Here is a 23,520-nt window from a genome sequence, read left to right as displayed (position 1 = left end):
TCAGGGAACTCATCGATCGTTTTGACGTAGGGTTCAAAGCTGAGTTTCTGATATCGGGCATTCGTCGAGGTGTACGGCTGGCAACCCGAACCGTTTGTCGTAGCGATCGGTTCGTGTAGACGCAGATCAAGGCTCTCGTAGCCGTGAGCATTTGCGGCTGCTTCAATTTGATCGCCCCATTGTCGATCGTGTTCGACTGTAACGACGACTGCCCCCGCACGAAGAAAGAACAACGTCGAGCCACCTCCGCCCCATTCAAAGACGCGTTTTCCCGACCAGTCGGTTTCCGCAAGCCATTGCAGCGTCGGATACGTCAACCAAGGTCGTTGGTCTACGAGCGAGGAACGTCCGTCCAGTCGCGAACGATACCAATCATCTGCAAATCGTTTCCACTCCGGATGCGCCCGGAACAAACGGCGTCCCGTGCGGATGATATGCCAGCGACGAACGAGTGTATTCTTGCCAGCAGCATGCTTGATGCAAGCTGTTATTGACATCATGAGCTACCGCCTGAACGCAAGGAGATGAGTGGTGACGTAGCCTGCTGTCCTCAGCAGGTAATACAAAACAAGCGACGGAAAAGTTTGAATCGTTTGACCAACCGTCTTAGCTTTCAATGCCAATTCGTTGTAGAGCACAGCAAGCAGAAACAAAGCGAAGGCGATAGAAGACATCACCATCGCTTCGAATCTCCACGGTGCGAGAAACAACAACAAGAGAGCCGTCAACAACGCGATGAGTTCCCAACGCGGGGCTAATCCAAATTTCAACGCCAGTCGTGCGGCGGAGCATCCGCTACGGAACGCTTGGCGACAGAATGCGTGGAGGCCATATGGATGATCGTGGTAGCAGATAGCTTCCGGGACATGAGCGATCACTTTTCCGGCGCGTTGGATTTTGATCCGCAATCCTTCTTCATCACCGCGAGCAGATGTGGCGACGTCGGTCGAAACGCTCGCTCTGTCTTCATCGAGAGCATCGCTAAGAAACTCTGCACGTACCAACAAGTTCCCAGCGACGATTCGATTCGCCACACGAATACCATCGATCGGACGCGATGTAACCCGGTGCTGGCCAACGAAGAAAAGCTCCCAAATGTTGGACAACGCGACATTCTCGACGTGTCCCGAAACGGCAGCAACGACTTCGTTCTCCAAAGGCTCTTGCAACCTTTCGAGCCACTGCGGTTCGGCGGCACAATCGTCATCGATGAACGCATACAGGTCTCCTCGTCCAGCGCGAATCGCTTTGTTGCGGCTGGGGTTAGCGCCGTGGGGATTCTGGTGATAAATGATTCGAAGATCGAGCGTGGTATGTTCTGTGGCAAACTGTTCTAGCTTCTCTCGCGTCTCATCTTTCGAACCATCATCGACAACGATGACCTCAAAATTGATAAAGGTCTGCCGAGTCAACGATTCTAAGCAGCCCAACATTTTCGCATGCCGATCTCGCGTTGGAATGACTACCGTAATCAAAGGCTGCCTCGAACTATCGCTCATGACCACGGCCTCCGAACGATTCCAATGCGGCAGCGCCAGTTGTAGATGCAGTCACTGACCGTTCAGATTGGACAAGCCATTCTTGCAGTGCAGTCACTCCGCCAAGCAGCATCCCGATTCCACGCGCAAATGAACGAACTGTACCGAAGACAAGAAAGCCGAACCATTGTTTCCCAAGCTTTGGAAAGACGTGGCCGGCCAACGGCAATTGCATCAGCAACAGGAAGACAGCGCAAATCGCGATGGGTACGATCATCTCGTTGCAAAAGATCCACAGCGGAAGCGAACTCAGGATCACCACCGCCAGTGGCGGTTGCAGATAATCGAGGAGGCTCGCGTATGAATCACCGCTGATCTTTGTAGGATGTTGGCGGTAGAGCTTGACTCGGTAGTAGCCTTGGCGGGCCTGTGTTTTCAGATAACGCCAGAAGTTTCGCGGGTGATGGTGGCCGACGCGGGAATCGAGTTCGAAGTTTAAGCGGTGACCGGCGGCGCGAATGCGGTAGGCGAGCTCCGCATCCTGGGCAAGTTTTAGCTCTTCATTGAAACCGTCGACTTCGGCCAACACATCACGGCGATAGATGACGTTGAAGGTTGCAAGGAAATCGACTTCTCTTGGCATCCGCCGGTGCCGAGCGACGATCTCTTCGTGGATCAGCGTGGCGATTAGGGAGTCGGGATAGAGATTGCTGTAGCTGCCGCCGACGCCGGCGATGCCATTAATGGTAGTGGACGAGGTCACGAGCCCCCCTGTTTGGGGACTCGTTGCCTCGTCCACTACGTTGTCGAATGATTGATCGTTCATAACAGACAACAACTTTGCCAAGGCGTCGGGCTGGGCCACGCAATCGCTGTCGATGAACCACACCAAGTCGGCGTCGGTCGCTCGCCAGCCCAGGTTGCGTGCCGCGCCGGGGCCTTGTCCCGTTCCCTGGATCACCCGCACCGGATACCGCGCCGCGATCTCGGCCGTCGCGTCGGTCGAGCCGTCGTCGACGAAGAGGATCTCTTGCAGTTTTCCCGGTTGGTCTTCGGCCGTAGTGGACGAGGCTACGAGTCCATCGCGGTCGGCGTCGTCGCATTGGCCTTTGGGGCTGGTCGGGACCAGGGACTCGTTGCCTCGTCCACTACGATCTTCTTTCGTTGGAGACTCGTTGCCTCGTTTGCTACGATCTTCTTTCGTTGGGGACTCGTCGCCTCGTCCACTACGATCTTCTTGCGTTGGGGACTCGTCGCCTCGTCCACTACGATCTTCTTGCGTTGGGGACTCGTTGCCTCGTCCACTACGGCTTAGGGAGGATAGCAACGGGACGACGGATTGGAGGCAGCGGTCGAGCGTGGCGGCGCAGTTGCGGCCGGGAATCACTAGGGCGATCGTTGGGGAATCTTTGGTGGGGGAGGTCATCGGTCGCCTCCGTCGTCATGGGGAGCGGCTGCTGGCGGCGCGGTGGAGTGGTCCAGTCCGTGCCCCGGCGTTGCCGTGCGGAGCGCGTCGCGGCGAGCCAGTTCGACGATGTCGCGACGCATGACGTAGGTTCGCCCGTAGAAGTGAAAGAACCCACCGGTCGCCAGCAACATGAAGGCATAAAACACCAAGTCGGTGCCGCGACCGATCCCCAGCAAGCCAGCCACACGCGTCGTCAGTCCCGGGAACAGGATCATCACGATCGCCGAGAGCCAAACCAGTTCTCGAAGAAGATGGATTGGTTGGCGATTTTTAAAGTAGGCCCGGATCTCCAAGATGGCCAACAGGCCGAGCGCGGAGACGGTGATCCATTGAAACAGGTTCATTGCCAGAACCTCCCCGCCAACAAGTGACCGGTGATTCGAAACGCATCCCAGGAGCTCTGGCCCTTGGCAAGCGTCGCGGCGTGGTACCGGACCGTCACCGGAACTTCGACATAACACAATTGATACTTGGCAATTTGGTCGAGGATTTCCGAAGCGTGGGCCATCCGCGGTTGGCGAATCCGAATCCTCCCGGCGGCGGTGCGCGACAGGACTCGAAATCCATTGTGCGTATCGGTAAGCATCAACCCATTGGTCAGCCGCGTGAACCAAATCGCCAGCTTCAACACAACGCGACGCGAGGTGGGCATGTTTTGTGTCGAGCCGAGGAATCGTGATCCCAGGGTTACGTCGGCTTGGCCGTTTAGCACCGGCTGCAACATGTTTGACAGGTCGGCCGGATCGTGTTGGCCGTCGGCGTCGAAGGTGACGATCGCCCGAGCTCCCCGGGACAGCGCAAAATCGATCCCCGTTTGCAAAGCGGCCCCTTGGCCACAATTGATCGGATGCTGCAGAACCCACACCGGAAAGCCGCACGCGACGTCGTAGGTGTCGTCGCGCGATCCGTCATCGACAACGACGATCGAACCTCGACCGTTGATCGATTGCAGCGTGGCGGCCAGTCGACTGCCTTCGTTGTAGGCGGCGATCACGATCCAAACATCCCGTCGCTCATCGGCTGTGCGCGTCATGGCTGTACTCCATCGATACACGGCTTGCGATTTTGATACAGGGCAAGGCGTTGGTTGAGTTTGGGAATCAATTGTCGATTGGCCACGGCGCGGGCTCGCTCGATGGCCGCATGGACCGATTTCTCGGCGGCGTCGAACTGCTCACGTCTCGCGTAGATCGCCGCCAACGTGTCCAGCACGTATGCGCTCTGCGTGGTGCTGAGGTCGTAGTGCTGGCGCAGCAGGGTTTCGGCGCGTGCGACATCCGTCAAACCGGCCACGCTGGTCGTTGCCAACGTCCACGCCAAGTGCCGGGCCGCGGAATGCAATTGGGGATCCTCGGCCAACACCTGATCCCACAGCCGTATCGCGGCTGCCGGTTTGCCTTGCCGCTGATAAACCAAGGCCAAATTGAACTTTGCCATCGCATGTTGCAAACCCAACGCGACCAGAAACTCTTGCTCGGCCAGCTCGTACTGTTCCTGCTGCAGGTAGGTAACACCAAGATCGTTGTGATAGAGGGCGTTGTCGGCGTCCTTTTCGATCGCGCGTCGGAACAACGTGACCGCATCGTCGAACCGACCGGTACGCCGCAAGCAATCGGCGAGCCCGGCATCGAACATCGGCACGCTGACACTGGATAAACCAACAGCGCTGATCAAAGGAGGCAAGGCACCGCGATAGTTGCCAACGGTATATAGCTCGCGACCGACGTTGTACCAGGCGCGCGGGTTCTGGGGAGAGATCCGCGCCGCGGTGCTCCAAAGCACCCATCCGTTGCAATAGTCCTGATTCCGCAGGTGCGTTCGCCAAGCCAACAGGCTGATGCAGGCGACAACGATACAGGCGGCGGCCGCGCGCAGAACCAACGGGTGGTCGCTGTGTCGTATCCCGGCTGTGAACAACCACTGCATCGATAACACGATCGCGGCAATCACCGTGGCCGAAGCGAGATACATCCGATGTTCGACGGCGATGTCGGCGATCGGCATCAAGCTGGACGTGGGGGCGAGGATAAAAAAGAAGCTCAGTCCCATCCATCCAGCCAATCCGATCGAGAATGTGCGAGCCGAGGCATTCGCCGTTTGGCGAATGCCTCGTCCATAACAAACCATCGCAACAACAATCACCGCAACGATGGCGGCTCCAAGTGGTAGATAGTTCCAAGGACTGGTTTCAATCCGCCAGAGATAGTCAAAGCATAGGTCCTTTGGCCAAACGACCAGTCCGATGTAATGCCAAATCACCTCGGCTTGGGTGCGCAAATATTCCCAGGGAGTGATGCGGTCCATCCCCAGTCCCATCGAACTGCTGCGCGTCCGCTCGGGATCGAAGAACCTGGAAACGCTGGGCACAAACCAAACATAAGGTGACAGCATCAACGCGTAGGGGAGCCAACGAAGGCGAGCGATCGAAAACCACGTTTGCCGAGTCAGCAAGCGATCCAATAGCAACACCGCTAGCGGCGCGGTGGCGAAGACCTCCTTCGACATCAAACCGATCCAAGCCGACGGCAACACGATCACCATGCCCAACCAGCGGCGCCCGTCGAGATACAGCAGCATACCGACCCAAACACCAAGATATCCCATCGACGCGAGCGATTCGTAGCGTTGGACGACGTTGGTGACAGCTTGCGTTGTCAGCGGGTGAATTGCCCATACGGTCGAGATAAGCGCGGCGGTCAGAATCGCGGAATAGGTCCATTGCGGTTGCGTATCGTTCGCCCAGTGCTTGCGATACAGTCGCCAAGCCAGCAGGCAGCCAGTCATCAAGAACAGCCCACTCGCGATATGAATCGTGAGATTGGTCACATGGTAGGCAAACGGATCGGTGCCCGAAAAATGATAGTTGATCGCAAATGAATACAAGCCGATCGGGCGATTGTTGGTCAGAAAATCGTCCAGTGGCCACAGTTGCAGTATTCGCTCGTTATCGACGATGTTCCCAAAGTCGTCGAAATGAAAGACCCCATCGAGCGAGCTTCTCCAAACGAACATCCAGCCTGCGACCATGATCAGCGCAAGCCCAACCACGAATGGCACACCCGGGCCCGGGGAGTGTTTCTCGGTAGGTGCTGAAAAGCTGTTCATTAACTCAAATCAACCCATTGTAAAAGCGGCTTTTGCAAATTCGTGTGTTGTGCCACCGCTCTGCATTCGCAATCCTCAGGCAAGAGGCGCTCTGCGTTCTTGCACGCCGCTCGGTGCCAGTAAAAACACCGAACGACGCGACAAGGTCAAACAGCCAGCTTGCGATTGCTTAACCCTTTGCCACTACGGCTCGACAATCAAACCGTCAACTTCGATACCAAGGTTCTCGCTGAATGAACCTGGTGTGCCAGCCAAACGAAAACCAGACCCGCCGCTCGAGGTGACCTGGACAAGAGTACCACTGACAATCGGCCCCGAGTGATCTTCGTGTGCACAAGGCAGACATGCCGCGACCGTTCCCAGTAGATCGGTCGTCTTGTGCCCCAAAATCGCGGTAGCAGCCAGGCTGACCAATGCGATGCCACCGACCAGGATGCCGTACTCGACCAACCCTTGGCCCTTTTTGTTCTTAAACAACTTACGCATTTTGATTCTCTCTGTTTTGGAAGACGTTGAACGCTTGCGTCGCCTGCTATCACTTGTTGCGACCGGCAGCGACTATCGACCGGTCCCGCATTCGTCGTAACGAACTAGAGACACAGCATAGCCACATGCACATCGCGTGCAGGTGCATCGCGTTGCAGGTGTGCCAATTATCCAGCCGCTGCAGCATCGCGCACCTCCTTGCCTCGCTTCCCCGATGCGACGATCGGGAAATCATCGCACGCAGCCACTTTGGTTCGTCTTCCTTTGAAGGCCTCTAATGATTGGCCTGACGTGACTTCAATCACGTGAGAGACACGCTTCGCTTTCGGGATGACAACTCGCCAAGGCTTCACGCAGCTTCGAACCTCCAGCACGCTCCAATCTTCATCCAAGAAAAATAAATCGATCGGGAATCGCATCCACATCGTGTGAACCGAGCCACAATTACGCAGCAGCAGGCCGCAGCCTGGATCCAATGGCTGGGCGAACTGTAGTCCTCGCAAACGCTGCCAAAACGTTTCTGCTACGTACAAACGTTTGGCCAAGACTTCGCCGGTCTCCGCATCCTCCCATCGCCCCAATATCGGAAATCGCACGGCTAACCTCCGAACGCGGATCGAGTGAATTGATCGAGCACTTGCACGATCTGGAAGATGATCGGTCCTAGCGACGCGATCATGATGCCCGGCAGAAAACAGGTGATCAGCGGAAACAGCAGCTTCACCGGCACCGCCATCGCCATCGCCAAGGCGCGTTCGCGACGACGGCCGCGGAGGTCGTCCGCTTGGGCTCGCAGCGTGGCGGCCAACCCCGAGCCAACTTGTTCGGCATGGATCAGCGCGGAAATAAAGATTCCAAACCAGGGAACGTTGACGTATCGATTCAATCGCTGCAGTGCATCGACACGTCCACGGCCGGTCAAAATTTCCAATCGGAACAGCCGGAAGTCTTGCGTCAACGGGCGTTGTTGCCGCTGTGTTTCCAACACGCGATCGAGCGCCGCGTCAAAACTTAGCCCTGCTTCGGCAAGCGTCGCCAGCAGGTCGAGTGTCAGTGGCAGGTCCTGTTCGATCGCAGTGATTCGTTTGCGACGACGACCTCGCACAATCACCGCTGGCAAAGCGGCGAGCACAAAAATCGCGGCAACGGGACTGAGCCAAGCAATCGGCAAAAAGACTTCACCCACGTTTCCAGGGATCGCCCGCAGCACCATTTCCAACACGGTGATCACTTGGCTTTGATAAATTGCATACGCAAAAAGGACCGCCAGAAGCGTCGATAGGACCGTCGCCATAAGGAACAACGCAACCGCATTGGGCTTGCGAAAGCCTGCCTGAAACAACCACCACCCCAGCCAGGACCTTTGCGTGGGAAGCTCGTCGGCGCCGCGTGTGTCGATCGCCGCAGTCCCGGCAGCGAGCCGTTGTTCGCTCTGCATGAGCAGCCACAACCAACGCATTGCCCAGAGGCCGATCGGCAAGCCGATCACCAACAAACAGAGAACGAATATCTGGACAACTGTCATCGCGTTAGAACCTCGGCTTGCTCATCCACGAGATCCAAACCGTCCCGACAGCTTGCAGCATCATGCCGATCGAGACCATCGCCTGACCGATCATGCTTGTCAGAAAGCCCGTCATCCTTTCGGGGTCATTTCGCCAAATCAACGCACCGATAAAGTACGTGACCACGATCACACTCACGACCGACAATCGCGCTTGGGTCGTCATCGCATTCATGCGTCGCGACAGCTCGATCCGATCGCGCACCGTGCGGCCGACGTTTGCCAAGGTCAACGCCAAACGTCCCCCGACGCGCCAATTGACGGCGAGCGTTTGCGAGAACAGGAGCACGCTTTCCAGAGGAAGACGCTCGGACAGGTCCCCCAACGCGTCGACCGGATCGTCGCCATAGCGAACCGCGCGGGTCAACTGTTCCGCTTCGGTCAACCACGGACGGCGAGCTTGTTTCACGCTCGATTCCAAAGCCGACTGCAGTCCGGCTCCAGATTTCACCGCGGCGACCATCATGTCGATCGAATCGGCCAGTTGCTGTTCCAGCTTCTGAACCCGCATCTGCACAAAGATCGCATCGAGTTGCCCGGCGCACAGCAGGATCATGACAAAAAAGGCCAACAGGTAGGGCCAGGGGATCGAGAGCCAAAACCAAGCCAGACCGACGATGGTGATGGCGACCGGGATCCCAATCCACCAATACCGCATCAGCACAGGGCTGCGGCGATGGCGCACCGAATATTCTTGCACCTCGTCGTTGTCCGCGGTGCTATCGACCAACTTCACCTGTTCGAACAACCGGCGGCGCGCGGTGGTGGCCTGTTGGCTGCGATACAACGCGACGCCGACAGCGGCTATTCCCCCGACCAACATCAGGCCAAATAGAGTGAACAGAAAAGTTGCCACGACTACCCCTCGCTCGCGCTGCGAAACATCTCCAACGGAATATCAAACCCTCGCTCGCGAAGATCGTGCACCCGTCGAGGGACAATGCCCGTTGGCTGGTATTCGCCGATGATCTGGCGATCCTTGCGGCCGCGCTGTTTGAAGACGAAGATCTCTTGCAACTGCGGTGTCAACTCTTCCATCCCGGTCAGTTCGGAGATCGCTTCGACGCGGCGGATTCCGTCGTCGTAGCGACGAACCGAAATGATCAGGTCGACCGCCGAAGCGATCTGTTCGCGGATCGCCCGCGAAGGGAGATCGATCCCCGCCATCAACACCATCGTCTCCAAACGCGCAACGGCATCGCGGGGACTGTTGGCATGGACGGTCGTTAAACTTCCATCGTGTCCGGTGTTCATTGCCTGCAGCATGTCGAGCGCTTCGCCGCCGCGCACCTCGCCCACGATGATTCGGTCGGGGCGCATCCGCAGCGCATTGATCACCAATTCTCGGGCCGCGATGCGTCCGGATCCCTCCAGGTTGGCAGGCCGAGTCTCCATGCGGACAACATGCACCTGGTCCAGGAGCAATTCGGCGGCATCTTCGATCGTGACGATCCGCTCCGAATCGGGGATCGCTTCGCATAAAGCGCCAAGGAAGGTCGACTTGCCCGCCCCGGTACCGCCAGCCACCAGGACGTTGCTGCGCGCCTGCACCATCCAATACATAAAGTCGCGCATCGCGGATGAAAACATCCCAAGACGCATCAGATCGTCCTGTCGCAATCGCCGCTTGCCGAACCGCCGAATCGAAAGCGTTGGCCCATCGATCGTGACCGGCGGGAGCGTCGCGTTGACACGGCTGCCATCGGCCAAACGGGCATCGACCATCGGCGAGCTCTCATCGATCCGCCGTCCGACCCGCGCTGCAATCCGTTGGATGATGCGAACCAAGTGTTCGTTGTCGCGAAAGCGAACGTCGGCTGTTTCAAGCTTGCCAAAGCGTTCGATGTAGATCTGGTCGAAACGATTGACAAGAATATCGGTTACGGCGGGATCGCCCAACAACGGCGCGAGCGGTCCAACTCCCAAGGTTTCTTCGGTCAGATCGTCCGCGAGTTGTCGCTGTTCCGCCGCATTAAGTGGCAGGTCTTCGGTTTCGAGAATCCGTTCGACGAACTCTTTGACAGCCTCTTCGAGAAGGTCATCCGAGGCGCCGACAAAACGGGTTTCGTTGAGCAGATCCAACAACCGCTGATGAAGGCTCGTTTTCACCGTGACATAGTCGACGGTCTTCTTTTTAGGGGCGGCTTCGGTCGAAACGCTGAACGCATTTTTCGACGTCTCTCGCTCCAACGCTCTGTCTTTGGGAACTTGGAAACGGACCTTCGACAATCGTTGCCGGGCGAGTCTGCCCGATTCGTCTTTTTCGGCATCGCTTTGGGGTTCGTCGCTCATCGGCTCCCCTCCGCTTGAATCGGCTGCAACGCGATGATCTCGCTTGCAAGTTGTTTCAGTTCTCGGTGCAATTTGGACCATCGCACGAAGTCCATGGCGCAGGGACGCCCCACGTTCGCCGCGGTGATCATCCTTCGGTTGTACGGTAGCACGTGATCGACCTTCATCCGCAGGGAACGCGAGATATCATCGATCAAAGGATTGCCAGCCAATTGCTGATAACGATTGACGACGATCCGCAGTCGCTCTTGTGGGTACTGCAGATCTTCCAGCAGCCGCAACAAATGAACGACGCTTAGAACCGTGGGGACAACGTTGTCCAAAACAACATAAGATCGCGTAGCAATGTCCAAGACACTCATTACCACTTGGTCGAACAGCGGAAAGGTGTCGACAACAACAAATCGAAATGTACGGCGAGCCAGGTTCAGCACGCGTACGATCGATTGATCATCGATGTCCGCCGCGGCGACGGGGTCCGATGGGGCCGCCAGAAGCAACAAGCCCGATTCGTGGGGCGTTGCCAATTGCCGGATCAGCGTGCTGTCCAAACGTTCGCGTTGCTGAAACGCATCGAGCAACGAGGTTTCGGGACTCAGGTTTAACATCGGGGCGCAGACGCCCATCTGCAACGAAGCGTCGATCAGCAGCACTTCGTCGGGATACTGCATCGACAGCGCGGTGGCGGTGTTGACTGCCAAGCTCGATTTGCCAACGCCTCCTTTATTACTGATAAATGCGACGCAGGTTCCATTTCGCGACGGCTCATTGGAATTGTGCTGAGGCGCCAAACGCGACATGAAGCCGTTCAGTTCACCGTCGGCGATCGGCCGACGCAGAAAATCGCTGACCCCCAGTCGCACGAGTTCGACCATGTAGCCGGAGGGAATGCTGGCGCTGTTCGATTCGGCGCTGTAGACTCCCACGATCATCAGGTTCGGATGGATCGAGCGGAGTTCGCCGATCCGCGTCCGGTCGTGGGAGAGGTCGCCGGACAGTTCGATGATCACCGCGTTGGGCTCACGATCCCGCACGGTATCGACCGCTTGGGTCAAATCGGTTGTGACGTAAAGATTGATCGGACCATCGGCAGCACCGTTGCGAATGGCATCGCGGATCTCGCCACCGACCGCTTCATCGTGCGCAAAGATCAGTACCCGGGGCGCGAATTTTGTTTCGGTCATCACTGCACCTCGTCCGCACCGCGATCGGCAGGGAGGTCCAAGAGGGCGAACGAGCCAGGGCGATCGGTGAGAAAGACTTCGGTGTCGATTTTGGTTCCGCGGACATGTTCTTGTAGCACGGCGCGGACGGCAGCCGATGCGCCATCCGCGTGGTTCGTCGGATATTCCCGATCGGCGGTTGCGTTGGAAACGGGATCTTGCGATGGGGGGCGTATTGCGACCTGCAAGGGATTGTCGGTATCGAGCAGTCCCAGGATCGATCCGACAGCCTCTTGTGGGACGGCAAGGACAAACTGTTGAACGTTCCGCTGTTCAAAAACGACGGGCGCGGTTCGAACCGTTTCGGTGACGGTGGACCCATCCGCGTTAAGTTGTGTTTGGCGTTGGGTCTCACCCGGTCCGGTGGAAGTCGGAACCGCAATTTGGACAACACCGATGTTCGACAATAGCTCGACCTCGGTTGCGATAATTCGCGATGCCGCCACGCGGCCCCCAGGCAACTTGGTCGCTTCCTGCACTGCATCGGGGCTGGAAATCGAAGGCCGGACGCTATCGGCGAGGCTGGCGACTTCCACGCCGCGGGCGGAGACGAGATCGAAGACTGTACCAACCCGAACGCTGTCGAGTCCCACGATTTGCGCCGCGTTGACGGTGATCGCTCGCATTCCAGGTGCTAGTCCGATCGCCGGTCCCGCCGGCGATCCAACCGGTGCGAGATCCTGAGTGCGCACGGGCCGTCCGGCGCGTAACGGCCGCAGCGGGACGCGATCGATTAGTTTGCGGATATCGGTCTCCCAAGCAGAATCGAAATCGGAAGTATCGAAAAACAGTGTTTGCACCCGGCCGGTGGCTGGATCGACAAAGTCTTCGATCGAAAGTTCTTGATACGCGGGGACATCCTTGACCAAGATCGGAACAGCCACGCTTGCGCCCCGCCCGTCAACATCGCGTGGCGAATCGATTTGTGCAACCAAACGGAATGGGGTGTCCTGATTTTCGCGACGCGCTTCGGGAAACGGGGAGGGCGCCGTCGGCGGCTGTGGTGTTACCGCAGGTCGCTGCTTCTCAGGTTGGAGCGATTTGGCTTCTGCCGTTTTGATATTGGATGTGTGCTGATTCGATCGAGCCACGGCAAAGACTTCGGCTTTGTCGCGAATCAGCTGCGCAAGCTTGGCAACCTCCATCTCGGGAACCCCGATGATCACGTTGTCCGCGTCGGTCGCGGAAAGGTAGAGCGCTTCGTGGACCACTTCGCGAATTCCTGTCCGCACCATTTCAACGATGCGGGCGTCATCGTCCGAAAACCGCCCGCCTTGCAGCGCTGCCCAAGTCGTCGATGCCGTGGCCGCAGGAACCTCCTCGGGGACGCGAGTTAGCAAAGAAAAGTGGTCCCCGACCGAAAGGGTTTCAAACCCTTGAACGTTCGCTTTCGACAGGGCCATCCCTGCCATTCCGGGTGGCAAACCGGCGGAGATTCCAGGTCGCGTGCCGACGGGCAACAGATCGCTTTCAGTAAGGAATGCACCGCGACGCAGTGGGCGGCTGACGACGCGTCCATAAACCTTCGCCGGATCGGTCAACCATTGATCCGATACTTTGTCTGCTGGGAAATAGTAGTAATGCAATTGCCCGGTCGATTCATCCATCAGGTTTTCGTCGGTCAGTGCCGTGAAGGCGTTGACTGCGGTGGCGGTTGTGATCACCGGCACCATCCCCTCGATCGACATCGCGTCGCTGCCATCGTCTCCCGGCAATCCGCTGCGGAGGACGCAGGTCAGTTGAGTGCCAAGCGAAATCGCTTCGGTAAGAGGACCGATTTCATCGGGGGCGACCGCCAGTTCGGCAAAGACGGTGGACGTTGTGGCCTTTTTGGATTTGCTGCCACCGGGAGTGACGGTCAATCCACTCGGACCGCTTGTCGAACGCTCCTTTCCGCTAAACAACGTGACCAGCATGCCATCGGTCACCAAATGTTTCACTCCGTGGCGTCGAGAGAGTTGGCCGACGCGCAGCGACGGCGGCTTGATACCGCCAAAAAGCGCTGCCGGTTCGCTGTTGGCGATCAGGTTTTCGCCTTCTTGCATCGGCAGCGAAACCAACAGGTCGAAGCGATCTCCGCCGCGCAACTGATCGAGTCCCGCAATCCCACTGGCGGGAATCGACATCGCAAATTTGCCGGCAGGGATTCCCGCGACCAGCCCAGGCCGCGTTCCCTTTTCATAAAAGTCCGCTTCGCTGAGCACCATTCCGGCCTGCTTATCGCGGCGCAGCACGCGCCCGATCAGGTCAGACATTTTGCGGGATACAACCTCTGCCGTCGCTTCGGGCAGCCAGACGACATTTAGTTGTTTCGTTTGTGGGTTGATGAAATCATCGCGAGTTACCGCTTCGTGAGCCTTCATCGGGTGAGCGATCGCTGGAAAGGCAAGCTGTCCCGTGCGATCGACCTTCGCCACCTTGGCTTTCGCGGCGACGTCGAAATAGCCCAACGTCCAGGCAACCGCCACGCCGGAAAATCCGAGCATTCCGACGACGGTGACGGCCATCAAGATGATCGGTAGGTAGGAGCCGCGAGCGGCGGAACGCCGTTGTTTTGCCATAAGAAACTCTTGTGTAGCTCAAGCCTTCCTGGCTGATCCATCGCGTTCCATCGTTCGTTAAGGATTCAATTAGTTGATCGATATCAAAACAGCTTAGGGCTGTATCGGAGACAACCACTCGCGATGCTATCCCATGATCCGCTGAAGCAGATCGGGAGCGATCGAATAAACGCAAACGCCAACAAGTATCGCCGGGGCGTAAGCAAAGTCTTGCTGCTCCTTTGCCGCTGCGAGTACAGCAAATGGCAGCCCTGCGATTGCAATCCACAACGCCAAAGGAACCAGTGACATCAAGCCAAACCACAGCACAATCGCTGCAAACAGTTTGATATCTCCGCCGCCAAACCGATCGCCACGACCGATCAGAAGTCCAATCGCCAAGGCAAGGAGTCCACCGGCCAGGTGTTGCCACCAAGCCCCTACGCTCCCCGCAACAACCATCCGCACCGGTACCAAAACGACCAGCATGATTGGCAACCAATCGGGAATCTCTCGAGTCCGTACGTCGTGATAAACGGCGACACCGCACGCCATTGCGGGCAGCCACCACAGGAGGCTTTCGCCGATCGTCATTGCACTTCACTCAGCTGTTACGCCGCAGGTGATCGGCTTGCGAGCTGCTTGGAACCGCCCACTTGTTCACCGCCGCAACGTATCTGAAACAAAAAGACCGCCTGGCGGAATTGACTCCGCCAGGCAGCGACATCTGCTACCGCGTAGCCCCTTGGCGATCCAAGTCGCGGTTGTTTCAACACGCCCCGATCTTAGTGATCGTGTCCTTCGGGTTCGACGATCAAACCGTCGACGTCGATTCCCAGGTTTTCGCTGAACGAACCAGGATCCGATCCATCCAAAACGAATCCGTCTTGTCCCGAGGTGGTTGTGTTGACCAACTGACCGCTGACGATCGCGCCATTGTCTTCGTCGTGGGCACCTGGCAATGCACCGGCGACGGTACCGATCAGATCGGTCGTCTTGTGACCCAAGATCGCGGTGGCAGCCAGGGCAACCAGAGCGATGCCGCCGACGAGGATACCGTATTCAACCAGGCCTTGGCCCTTCTTGTTCTTAAACAACTTACGCATTTTTGTTTCCTTCAAGAAAACGAGTTACTCAAAACATGTTGTGTCGCCTGACCAAAGGTTCCGCATGACCAGTGCAGGCCGTGTGCGGCGGCGACGAACGATCCGCACACGATTGTTTCTGTGGTAACACAGGCGATTCGCCTGCGATCGATCCGCAACACGCTGGGAAACAGCGGCACGGCACTTATCTAGTTCAAACAAAAGGAGCCCCACCGCGCAGACGAGACCGATCGGGTTTGGTCGGACCGTATGACCGAACACGCCGCGCGGCGGGACATAGTGTCATGGCACCCATGCAAGGTCGTGGTGCGCGCAAGGCGAGCCCCGTTAATCCAAATGGAATGGAATCATCGTGGGATCGGCTTCCAAGCATTCACGATCGCGCGAACCGAGGCAGACACCTCGAGTCGCCCGAAGACGATGGGAGCGATCAGGCCGCGGCAGGCGGTCCACGAGGTTGGGCAATTGCGATCGAAGCGTCGATCGGCAATGGGGTCGCAAGTTCGTAGGCTGGCTCGCATGCATATTCAGGTGCGAGCAGCTGCAGGTCGAGCGAAACAGGACCACAGGAATTGGCTAGCGACTGACAGATCACGCAGGTATCGGAATCGTGATCTTCAGCCGGTGCCGAAGAAGGAGAGTCGGCGGAGTTGTCCGTCGATTCGTGGGCGACAACGTGATGATCGCAGCCGTGCGAACAAACCGAACGGGCTTGAACAATCGCCGCGTCCAAGACCTTGCAATCGCCGTCGCATGTGGCCACGTGCATCCATGCCGGTGTGTGCCCAAAGGCAATCACGCAGCAGAGCATGCTCGATAAGATAGGCCGGACCGACGAATACATCGTGGACGTTTCGTTTTCTAGAGTGAGGTGAGTTGCAAAATGGTCCGACCAAAGACTGTTGCGTTTCCTACGATGAACCAACATTCCCGGTTCGTCAAGTCGACGAAAAAGTTTTCTTCAGGGACGAAAGGCAATCCAAGCCGGCGACCACACTTTCAAGGCTTGGAGACTCGGGTTGCAATGCACGGTTTCGATGAAGCTGTCATGAATCCGTCGCGGATCCGAACCGTGTTGCTTGACAAGCCGTATGTTTGGTAAACAATCACAACATCCTTGGTCGGACCGTTGAACAACACTTGCGCGACGTCGTGTCTGGCGTCCGCTGTTTCTTAATCATCGATGGTTTACCCACCTTGGCTTCTCGGCGGATCCTGACGACTTACGCTCTGCTCGTGGCGATGCTGCTGAGTAACGTCGCAGGTTGGTTGCACGTCGGCTGCTGTCATCCAGCCGATCTTGCTTCCGCAGATCCCGCTGCCGCGGCAACGCATGCTTGCGGTTGCCAGCATCATTGCCATTCCGGTCCAACGGGCGAACAGTCCGATCGGCATTCCGACGCGACACCCGAACACGATTCGGATCGCTGCAGTGTCTGCCAGAGTTTCTTCGCATCGCGTTTTGCCGCGATCGCAAACGCCGATACGGTCGTTTGGACGCCGCTGGCAACCGAACGTCTTCGTTTTCGCCGCGACGTGATGTCGATCGAATCGCTTTCTTTGAACGGACTTTCTGTCCGAGGACCTCCGAGCGCGTGAACGTGCGCAGCCATTGTTTTGGCTGATGTGCGAATGCTCGTGTCGGCAGATTCCAAGCCGACAATCCGCTCTGAATGATCCTCGTACCGAAGGTGCGTACGTCATGTCGTTTGACCTTGTTGCGTCCCAAGAACCCAGTCGGCTGTCGCGTTTACTCACAACCGATTTCTGTCCGTGGGCGAATCGTTTTGTCTATTGGTTGAAGGAACCGGTGGGCTGGTTTGCGCTCGCCACCGCGATTAGCGTGATCGTTGGAATCTACCTCGCTCCCATCGGATGGACTCTCGCCGCGGCGCTCGCTGCAGTGATTGTTGTCGGGATGGCCTGGCCAGCGGTTGCGGTCCGCGCGGTGGAAAGTTCGCTGAAGCCGAGCCAATCGCAAGTCCATGAAGGAGAGCCGTGCGAACTGCAACTCGCTGTGCGGAACCGGTTGCCGATCCCAGTCTGGGGCTTGGCGGTCGAAGGCTTCTTGGATCGGCGATGCGACAGCGACGCCGAAGCGGCAGTTCCCACCGTCGCCCTTGCGTTTGTTCGCGGTCTGGCGATCTCGACCTATCGGTTTTCGATCCGCCCGGAACTGCGAGGCCGCTATCCAAACGAAGACGCCCTGCTGACATGTTCGTTTCCATTCGGGATTTGGACCGCCAAGCGGAAGCTGAAAAACGTATCGCCCGTCACCGTCTGGCCCAAGGTCTATCCGGTTGCCGGAAGCACGGCGATGACCGGACGCCGCGCTGCCGAATCGGGGGACGGCAACCGCAGTGGTCGCAGCGGTGATTTCCTGGGTGTTCGCGAGTACCGTCACGGCGATAGCGCACGCCAAGTCAATTGGGTCGCGACGGCGCGGTCGGGAGATCTGATCGTCACCGAACGCAGCGGTCCGCAGTGCCCAAGTGTCGACGTGATCGTCGACGTCGGGCGTTCGGCACGCGAGCCATTGGCCGATCGGATTCGCGTTGCTGCCAGTCTGCTGGCCAACCTGCATCAATCGGCCGTCCCGTTGCGCGTTCACATCGGCAAGAATTCGGTTCAGGTGCGGCGCGGCTGGGATGGGTTCGTGCAAATCATGGATGCGTTAGCTGAGGTGCCTGCCGAAGGAGAGCTCGAAGCTCCCATGCATTATCCATCGCGGAACCGAGCGACGATTGCGATCGCTTCGAGTCGCGATGCGGAGATTACCGTTTGTGTTTCCGATCCGGCGGTCAATCCGCGTTCGGCCGACGGTCACTCGCACCGCATGATTCATCGCGATCGCGGCTTGGCGAAGCAGTTGCTTTCGTTTTGGACGGAGGTGCGCGATGTCAACTTGGTCGCGTAGACGTACCGAGACGATCGCTTTGGCGGTGTTAGCGATCAGTTCGGTCATTCCTCTGCGTTGCTACGTTGAATCGGCGACGTGGTTTCCAGCGGAGATGGCAGCGCTAGCGATCGCCTTTCTGGTCGCCGAAGGCGTGCGCGCTTTCGGTGGCAATGGGATAAGGGCGCGACGATCGATCGATAACGCCACCGTCGGGTTGGGCGTTCTACCGGTGGTCTTCGCAATCGTCGGCCGCATGATCGGTTCGCCGATCGCGTTTGAGATGTCCGCCTTAACAACATTTGGCGCGGTTTCGCTCGCAATGGCGATTACGGCCCGCACGAATAAAACGCGTTCGCTGTCGCTGATCCTCAGTGGATTCCTGGTCTTGTTCAGCGCATCGATATCGGATTCCGATTACGCCGTCGCCTTGCCGTTGCTGTGGATGCTCGCCTGTGTTTGGCACTTGATCGCCAACCATTGGGAACGACTCGACCTAGCGATGCCCGATTCGGTTCAGCGGACCTGGTCGCTGCGTCCAAAGATCATGATCGTCACGTTGTTGGTGCTGGCTGTCGGAGCGTATCTGGTCAGGGACAGTAGCGCGGGACTGCAACGGCTTACGCTCGGTTTGATGCCGACAAGTGGCGGCAGCGAATGGTCCGACCCCGCAGCACGTGGCGGCGTTGGAACCGGCGATGCAGCGATCGCTGCCAAAGATCATGCCGAATCGTTTGGCGCCGTCGATTCGGACATCATGCTCGAATCGACCGAATCGTCGCTGTTCGACATGTTCAACGACATGATTGGCGAGCCGAAGGAAAAAAACAAAAAGCAGGAACGCGCCCAGGCGATGGGGCCCGACAACTTCATCCAGTCGCATGAACGCAATGCTAAGAGCGAGCAGGGTGGCGGGACCTTCTCGACTGATCGGCTGCCGCCGAAGAAGCATCACCATTTCAAAGATGCCAAAGACGCCAGCGTGGTCCAATGGGACGGTCCCACCGGGATCCGTTTGGCGATGCATCGGTACGACACGTTCGATGGGCACGATTGGTCGCAGACTGCCAATTTCAAAAACGATAAACTGACACCGGTCGTGATCGATGAAGCCGCCTGGTTCTTCGATCCCGTCCTTCGGCGTGTGCTGTCGAGCGATCCCGCCGCCGCCTCGGTTGGCTTGCTGAAGGTGATTCGTCTCGATTCGCTTCGGCTGCCCGTTCCCATGCTGACTGCCGGGATCCATATCAAAGAGATCGATCGACCGGACTTCTTTGCCCTCTCGGAGGACGGCAGTTTCTTCATGCCTGGCCGCGAGCGGGTTCCGCCTCTGACGGTTGTCCACGTGGCGAGCCTTAGTTTGATGGAGGATGAAATCCGAGACGGCCTTGAAGTGCGAGAACCGCCAGCCGCCGTGGTCCCCGAGATCGATCCGCTGGTTCAAGAAATTGTCGGCGACGAAACCGACACCTACGAAAAGTTGCAGTTGATCGTATCGCACCTTCGTAGCGAATTCAGCTACGACCGCGACGGGGAATCAACAGCAACATCGTTATCCGATTTCCTGCAGTCGCGTAGCGGTGGCGATCATCTTTTTGCCACCACTGCGGCGCTGATGGCGCGACAGATCGGCATGCAGACTCGCCTGGTCACTGGCTTCTACGTCCGTCCCGATGCGTTTGACATCTCCGCCGGTCATTCCTCCGTTCTGCCGCAAGATGTCCATGTATGGGCGGAAGTGCAATTGGAGGACGGTCGGTGGTTTGAGATCGAACCGACCCCCGGTTTCCAACAACCTCACTATCGCCCTTCATGGCGGCTAGTTGCCCAACGGTTTGCGGCAACCTATTGGACCACCTTCGTTGGCTTCGGGCTGGCAATGGTGATCGGGTACCTTTCGCGATCCTATTGGGGCGACTGGCTGTTGACCGTGATCTGGACGTTTGGTCGTTGGCTTCGCCCGCGCCATCGAATTCGTTTGGCGATTGGAATCATCGAAGCGCGGGCCCGGTTGGCCGGCAAGCGTCGTCCGGTTGGAAGGTCTCAGCGAGCCTGGTTGGAGCAACTGACGCGCACCGACGCAACGATCGCCCACGCCACAGAAAAGTTTTTTGATGCCGCCGATCGCTTGTTCTTCGGTCACGGCAACGAACCGACGGACCACGATGCGACCGGGTTGGTCGATCTTCTCCACGTCCGCACTATCACCGCACTATCCAAGGAGGCGACGTCATGAACGCGTCCGCCGATACGATTTCCTCCACGCAACCGGCCAACGCCGATGCGTCCCCCAACGTCTCCCCTCTGCGCGATTTCCTACGCAGCGTTCTCTTAGGCAAAGAAGACCGGATCGATCTAGTCATCGCATGCCTTCTGTCGCGTGGGCACCTGCTGTTGGACGATTTGCCGGGGACGGGAAAGACCACGCTTGCCAAAGCGATCGCCGATGGGATTCACGGCCGCTTGTCCCGTGTGCAATGCACGCCCGACTTGATGCCCGCCGACATCACCGGCTTCAGTATGTTCAACCAGAAGTCGCGCGAGTTCGAATTCCATCCCGGCCCGGTGTTCGCCGATGTGATGTTGGCCGATGAGTTGAATCGGACGACTCCGCGTACACAGAGTGCGCTGCTGGAAGCGATGGCGGAGCGGCAAGTCACGATCGACGGAAATCCGCATCCGCTGTCCCCCACCTTTTTTGTGATCGCGACTCAGAACCCGATCGATTCCCACGGTGCCTATCCATTGCCCGAAGCTCAGCTGGATCGGTTTGCGATCAAGCTGCGGATCGGATACCCCGACCGCGAGGCCCAGCGTCAGATCTTGCAACGCGAGGTCCGCGATTCCAATGGAGCGAACAACGGCGAGTATCGCAAAGCAAGCTCGCCGCTTTCGCTGAACGACCTGCAACGGTTGCAGCAAAAGGCCCAATCGGTCGTCGTACATCCCCGCGTCGCCGACTACCTGATCGACCTGGTCGAAGCGAGTCGCGCGGACGAATCGGTCGAATTGGGCGTTAGCCCGCGTGGCATGATGTGCTGGCAAGCGATCGCTCAAGCGTGGGCGATGTTAAAGGGACGCGACTTTGTCACCCCGACCGATGTCGCCGATGTCGCTCAGCCCGTTCTTTCGGTCCGTTTGCTCACCCGCGGTGAAACCGTCGACAACGCGATCGATCGAATCATGAACTCGGTCCCCGCTCCGGAGTACAAGTGATGCGTTTCCAAACAATTTGCAACGGCATCGTCTTAACGGGACTCCTGTTGTTGGCGGGATGTGGCGACGAACAAACCGCCAAGACATCGCTCTTTGAACACGATCACGAAGTGGCCGAACATTGGCCCGACGATTTTGCCGACGCTGCGGTCAAGCTGCGCCAGCGGCTCGATGTGTCGACCGACGAAACGGCCGATGCGAAACAGGCGGAGGCTGAAATTGCGGATATCGTCAGTTGGGTTCCTGAGATTGCCGCCGACACGGATCTTTCCGAACAGGACTGGATTCCGTTGGACAATGCAGCGGAATCGCTGATGGCGAATCTTCGATCCAGCGGCAACGAATTGACCGACGCCAATCGCAAGCAAACCGTTGCGTTTTGCGAGCTGATCGAAGAAGCGATCGCAAAACTTCCCGCCCCCTTCCCATCGCCGCAAGGACCCTCGCAATGAATTCTCCCTCGGCAATGTTTGTAGGCGGACTGGTACGTATCGCCCAAGGCTTCATCGCGGTCGCGCCGACCTTATTGGTTGGGTTGTTGATCGCGGGGATCCTACGCTACTACCTAGGACGCGATGGCACGCGGCGGTTGTTCGGCGGCGATTCGCTGCGCTCGCTTCCCCAATCGTGGTTGATCGGCATGCTGCTGCCGGTCTGTTCGATCGGCGTGTTGCCGATCCTGATCCAGATGCGACGATCGGGAGTCAAACCGGGAGCGTTGTCGGCATTCGCTTTGTCCGCTCCGCTCTTTAATCCCCTGTCGTTGTTGTACGGACTGACGCTCAGTCGCCCGCTGGTGATCATCCTGTTTGCCGTCGGATCTTTGATTATCGTGACGGCGTTGGGATTGTTGTGGGATGCCTTGGATCGACGCAAACAAGCGGAGGAGGCAACGCCGACCTCCGACAGCGGCGACCTCAGTTTGATTGGCCCGCGTCGGCTGGCAGCGATGGTCGTTCAGATGTCGCGCGACGCCTCCGGAATACCGATGGCACTGACGCTGTTGGCACTCTTAGGACTTGGCCTGCTGGCCGTAGTGTTACCCTACGGCGCGATGCAACACAGTGTCGAACGCGATGATCCCTTGGCACCGTTGACGATGTTGTTTGTCGCCGTTCCCGTTTACGCGACACCGATGTTGGCGATGAGCCAAATGGGGATGATGTTCCAACACGCCAACTCCCCCGGCGCCGCCTTTACGCTATTGATTCTCGGCACGGGGATGAATCTCGCCACGCCGTATTGGTTTGGCAAACATTTCGGTTGGAAAGCGTCTGCCGTCTGGATGACCGGCTTGTTATTGATAGTCCTCGGTATTTCCTACGGCATCAACAAACCGCTCGTGCCGCCGGGAGTCGAACCGGCCGGGCACACCCACGCGTTCGACATCTACGCCAATCCCATTCCTCCCAATGAGGGCAACGTTTGGCAGAAGGCGAACGAAGCGATCGACAAACATCTGGACATTGCGGGCAGCATCGCGGTGGGCTTCGTCGCCCTGCTGGCGCTGGTCGGATTGATATTGCGGGGATTGGGGATCGATGAGGCACGTTTGGTGACGACCGCGCCCGAACCAACCGAAGCGGCTCCGCCTCGAGGGTTCGACATCCTGGTGCCGCGAAGCGTCATTGGCGCGACGATGCTCGCTGGCTTGGTCGCTCTGAGCGTCGTCGCCTGTTACGCCTATTATCCCTCACCCGAAGAATGCTTGGAGGAAATCGCGTTGGCTCGCAGCGAGTGTTTGTCGGCAGCCAACAGCGGCGACAAGGAGCACGCATTGTTCTGGTTGCCGGTTTGGGAAGAATGGAGCCGGCGGCTAGAGGTGGGAACCTTTCTGCGTCGCGGTGAACTCCGGCGATACCAGAGTATGCAGGGATACCTGATCCGCAAGAAGTTGGAACTGCTGGAACACGAATTGGAGCATGATCCCTACGAGCCGGAAGAGGTGAAGGCGGCGGTGCGAGGAATTTTTGCAACCAATTCGCGTTGGGTGCAAAGCTTTCGCGATCCATCGTAGGTTTTGCGAGGCGAGAAAAGGTTTAGTGTTCCGGATGATTTCGTCGGATTAAGCAGATCGTATTGGCTTTGCTTCGTTTAACCGCGTGCCCATCGGGCCGCGCGGCCTTTATAGACGCGGGGCGATGCC

General features: G+C 58.0%; 20 protein-coding genes. 5 read left to right on the top strand and 15 right to left on the bottom strand.

Annotated features, from left to right (window positions below; genetic code table 11):
• Positions 1-503: 503 nt before the first annotated feature.
• The 15 genes from CA51_RS12045 to CA51_RS11975 all read right to left on the bottom strand — a co-directional run bounded on the left by CA51_RS12045 (position 504) and on the right by CA51_RS11975 (position 16,025).
• Positions 504-1,499 (bottom strand): glycosyltransferase family 2 protein, encoded by a 996-nt coding sequence (locus CA51_RS12045; protein WP_145120868.1) that lies wholly within the window; start codon positions 1,497-1,499, stop codon positions 504-506.
• On the bottom strand, positions 1,489-2,865 hold the full coding sequence (locus CA51_RS12040) for a glycosyltransferase family 2 protein (protein ID WP_197451780.1): 1,377 nt from the start codon (positions 2,863-2,865) through the stop codon (positions 1,489-1,491). Before CA51_RS12040 ends, CA51_RS12045 begins: the two co-directional genes overlap by 11 nt.
• Before the next feature lie 35 nt (positions 2,866-2,900).
• Positions 2,901-3,290 (bottom strand): DUF2304 domain-containing protein, encoded by a 390-nt coding sequence (locus CA51_RS12035; protein ID WP_145120865.1) that lies wholly within the window; start codon positions 3,288-3,290, stop codon positions 2,901-2,903.
• A complete protein-coding gene (locus tag CA51_RS12030) occupies positions 3,287-3,979 on the bottom strand; it encodes a glycosyltransferase family 2 protein (protein WP_145120863.1) in 693 nt (230 codons plus the stop codon). Before CA51_RS12030 ends, CA51_RS12035 begins: the two co-directional genes overlap by 4 nt.
• Positions 3,976-5,958 (bottom strand): tetratricopeptide repeat protein, encoded by a 1,983-nt coding sequence (locus tag CA51_RS12025; RefSeq protein ID WP_197451779.1) that lies wholly within the window; start codon positions 5,956-5,958, stop codon positions 3,976-3,978. The genes CA51_RS12030 and CA51_RS12025 overlap by 4 nt, the downstream gene beginning before the upstream one ends.
• A gap of 276 nt (positions 5,959-6,234) precedes the next feature.
• Positions 6,235-6,537, bottom strand: a complete 303-nt coding sequence (locus tag CA51_RS25835; RefSeq protein ID WP_197451778.1) for a Flp family type IVb pilin — start codon at positions 6,535-6,537, stop codon at positions 6,235-6,237.
• Positions 6,538-6,704: 167 nt separating this feature from the next.
• Positions 6,705-7,133 (bottom strand): DUF192 domain-containing protein, encoded by a 429-nt coding sequence (locus CA51_RS12015; RefSeq protein ID WP_197451777.1) that lies wholly within the window; start codon positions 7,131-7,133, stop codon positions 6,705-6,707.
• A gap of 2 nt (positions 7,134-7,135) precedes the next feature.
• A complete protein-coding gene (locus CA51_RS12010) occupies positions 7,136-8,062 on the bottom strand; it encodes a type II secretion system F family protein (protein ID WP_145120857.1) in 927 nt (308 codons plus the stop codon).
• 4 nt (positions 8,063-8,066) lie between these two features.
• Positions 8,067-8,957, bottom strand: coding sequence for a type II secretion system F family protein (locus tag CA51_RS12005; RefSeq protein ID WP_145120855.1), 891 nt, complete (start codon positions 8,955-8,957; stop codon positions 8,067-8,069).
• A gap of 2 nt (positions 8,958-8,959) precedes the next feature.
• Positions 8,960-10,393 carry a TadA family conjugal transfer-associated ATPase gene (locus tag CA51_RS12000; RefSeq protein WP_145120853.1) on the bottom strand — a complete coding sequence of 478 codons (1,434 nt, stop codon included), beginning with the start codon at positions 10,391-10,393 and terminating at the stop codon, positions 8,960-8,962.
• Positions 10,390-11,577 (bottom strand): CpaE/TadZ family protein, encoded by a 1,188-nt coding sequence (locus CA51_RS11995; protein ID WP_145120851.1) that lies wholly within the window; start codon positions 11,575-11,577, stop codon positions 10,390-10,392. The genes CA51_RS12000 and CA51_RS11995 overlap by 4 nt, the downstream gene beginning before the upstream one ends.
• Entirely contained in the window at positions 11,577-14,177 is a 2,601-nt protein-coding gene (locus tag CA51_RS11990; protein ID WP_145120849.1) for a CpaB family protein, read from the bottom strand. Before CA51_RS11990 ends, CA51_RS11995 begins: the two co-directional genes overlap by 1 nt.
• A 126-nt stretch (positions 14,178-14,303) precedes the next feature.
• A complete protein-coding gene (locus tag CA51_RS11985; RefSeq protein WP_145120847.1) occupies positions 14,304-14,750 on the bottom strand; it encodes a prepilin peptidase in 447 nt (148 codons plus the stop codon).
• 191 nt (positions 14,751-14,941) lie between these two features.
• Positions 14,942-15,262, bottom strand: a complete 321-nt coding sequence (locus CA51_RS11980; protein ID WP_231746143.1) for a Flp family type IVb pilin — start codon at positions 15,260-15,262, stop codon at positions 14,942-14,944.
• Positions 15,263-15,692: 430 nt separating this feature from the next.
• The gene (locus CA51_RS11975) at positions 15,693-16,025 is read right to left on the bottom strand and encodes a DUF2946 domain-containing protein (RefSeq protein WP_197451776.1); all 333 of its coding nucleotides are present in this window, start codon (positions 16,023-16,025) and stop codon (positions 15,693-15,695) included.
• A 939-nt stretch (positions 16,026-16,964) separates the two neighbouring features.
• On the opposite strand from CA51_RS11975, the gene CA51_RS11970 reads away from it, so the two are divergent.
• From CA51_RS11970 to CA51_RS11950, 5 genes are read left to right on the top strand one after another with little or no spacing between them, the layout of a single operon-like run.
• Positions 16,965-18,179, top strand: a complete 1,215-nt coding sequence (locus CA51_RS11970; protein WP_145120843.1) for a DUF58 domain-containing protein — start codon at positions 16,965-16,967, stop codon at positions 18,177-18,179.
• Positions 18,160-20,394: a transglutaminase-like domain-containing protein gene (locus tag CA51_RS11965; protein ID WP_145120841.1), complete on the top strand. Its 2,235-nt coding sequence runs from the start codon at positions 18,160-18,162 to the stop codon at positions 20,392-20,394. Before CA51_RS11970 ends, CA51_RS11965 begins: the two co-directional genes overlap by 20 nt.
• On the top strand, positions 20,391-21,374 hold the full coding sequence (locus CA51_RS11960) for an AAA family ATPase (protein ID WP_145120839.1): 984 nt from the start codon (positions 20,391-20,393) through the stop codon (positions 21,372-21,374). The genes CA51_RS11965 and CA51_RS11960 overlap by 4 nt, the downstream gene beginning before the upstream one ends.
• Positions 21,374-21,826 (top strand): hypothetical protein, encoded by a 453-nt coding sequence (locus CA51_RS11955; protein ID WP_231746142.1) that lies wholly within the window; start codon positions 21,374-21,376, stop codon positions 21,824-21,826. Before CA51_RS11960 ends, CA51_RS11955 begins: the two co-directional genes overlap by 1 nt.
• Positions 21,823-23,391, top strand: a complete 1,569-nt coding sequence (locus CA51_RS11950; protein WP_145120837.1) for a permease — start codon at positions 21,823-21,825, stop codon at positions 23,389-23,391. Before CA51_RS11955 ends, CA51_RS11950 begins: the two co-directional genes overlap by 4 nt.
• Positions 23,392-23,520: the final 129 nt, after the last annotated feature.

The sequence above is a fragment of the Rosistilla oblonga genome (assembly GCF_007751715.1).
GTDB classification, from domain to species: Bacteria; Planctomycetota; Planctomycetia; order Pirellulales; family Pirellulaceae; genus Rosistilla; species Rosistilla oblonga.
The sequence above is the reverse complement of the archived record's forward strand: the minus strand, read 5'-3'. Positions and strand labels throughout refer to the sequence as shown.

Excerpts from the sequence above, each read along its gene's own strand:
- CA51_RS12010 (WP_145120857.1), bottom strand. The coding sequence starts at position 8,062 with ATGACAGTTGTCCAGATATTCGTTCTCTGTTTGTTGGTGATCGGCTTG.
- CA51_RS11980 (WP_231746143.1), bottom strand. The coding sequence starts at position 15,262 with ATGCGTAAGTTGTTTAAGAACAAGAAGGGCCAAGGCCTGGTTGAATAC.
- CA51_RS11970 (WP_145120843.1), top strand. The coding sequence starts at position 16,965 with ATGTCGTTTGACCTTGTTGCGTCCCAAGAACCCAGTCGGCTGTCGCGT.
- CA51_RS11985 (WP_145120847.1), bottom strand. The coding sequence starts at position 14,750 with ATGACGATCGGCGAAAGCCTCCTGTGGTGGCTGCCCGCAATGGCGTGC.
- CA51_RS12035 (WP_145120865.1), bottom strand. The coding sequence starts at position 3,290 with ATGAACCTGTTTCAATGGATCACCGTCTCCGCGCTCGGCCTGTTGGCC.
- CA51_RS11960 (WP_145120839.1), top strand. The coding sequence starts at position 20,391 with ATGAACGCGTCCGCCGATACGATTTCCTCCACGCAACCGGCCAACGCC.
- CA51_RS12030 (WP_145120863.1), bottom strand. The coding sequence starts at position 3,979 with ATGACGCGCACAGCCGATGAGCGACGGGATGTTTGGATCGTGATCGCC.
- CA51_RS11990 (WP_145120849.1), bottom strand. The coding sequence starts at position 14,177 with ATGGCAAAACAACGGCGTTCCGCCGCTCGCGGCTCCTACCTACCGATC.
- CA51_RS12000 (WP_145120853.1), bottom strand. The coding sequence starts at position 10,393 with ATGAGCGACGAACCCCAAAGCGATGCCGAAAAAGACGAATCGGGCAGA.
- CA51_RS11950 (WP_145120837.1), top strand. The coding sequence starts at position 21,823 with ATGAATTCTCCCTCGGCAATGTTTGTAGGCGGACTGGTACGTATCGCC.
- CA51_RS25835 (WP_197451778.1), bottom strand. The coding sequence starts at position 6,537 with ATGCGTAAGTTGTTTAAGAACAAAAAGGGCCAAGGGTTGGTCGAGTAC.
- CA51_RS11965 (WP_145120841.1), top strand. The coding sequence starts at position 18,160 with ATGTCAACTTGGTCGCGTAGACGTACCGAGACGATCGCTTTGGCGGTG.
- CA51_RS11955 (WP_231746142.1), top strand. The coding sequence starts at position 21,374 with ATGCGTTTCCAAACAATTTGCAACGGCATCGTCTTAACGGGACTCCTG.
- CA51_RS12045 (WP_145120868.1), bottom strand. The coding sequence starts at position 1,499 with ATGAGCGATAGTTCGAGGCAGCCTTTGATTACGGTAGTCATTCCAACG.
- CA51_RS11995 (WP_145120851.1), bottom strand. The coding sequence starts at position 11,577 with ATGACCGAAACAAAATTCGCGCCCCGGGTACTGATCTTTGCGCACGAT.
- CA51_RS12025 (WP_197451779.1), bottom strand. The coding sequence starts at position 5,958 with ATGTTCGTTTGGAGAAGCTCGCTCGATGGGGTCTTTCATTTCGACGAC.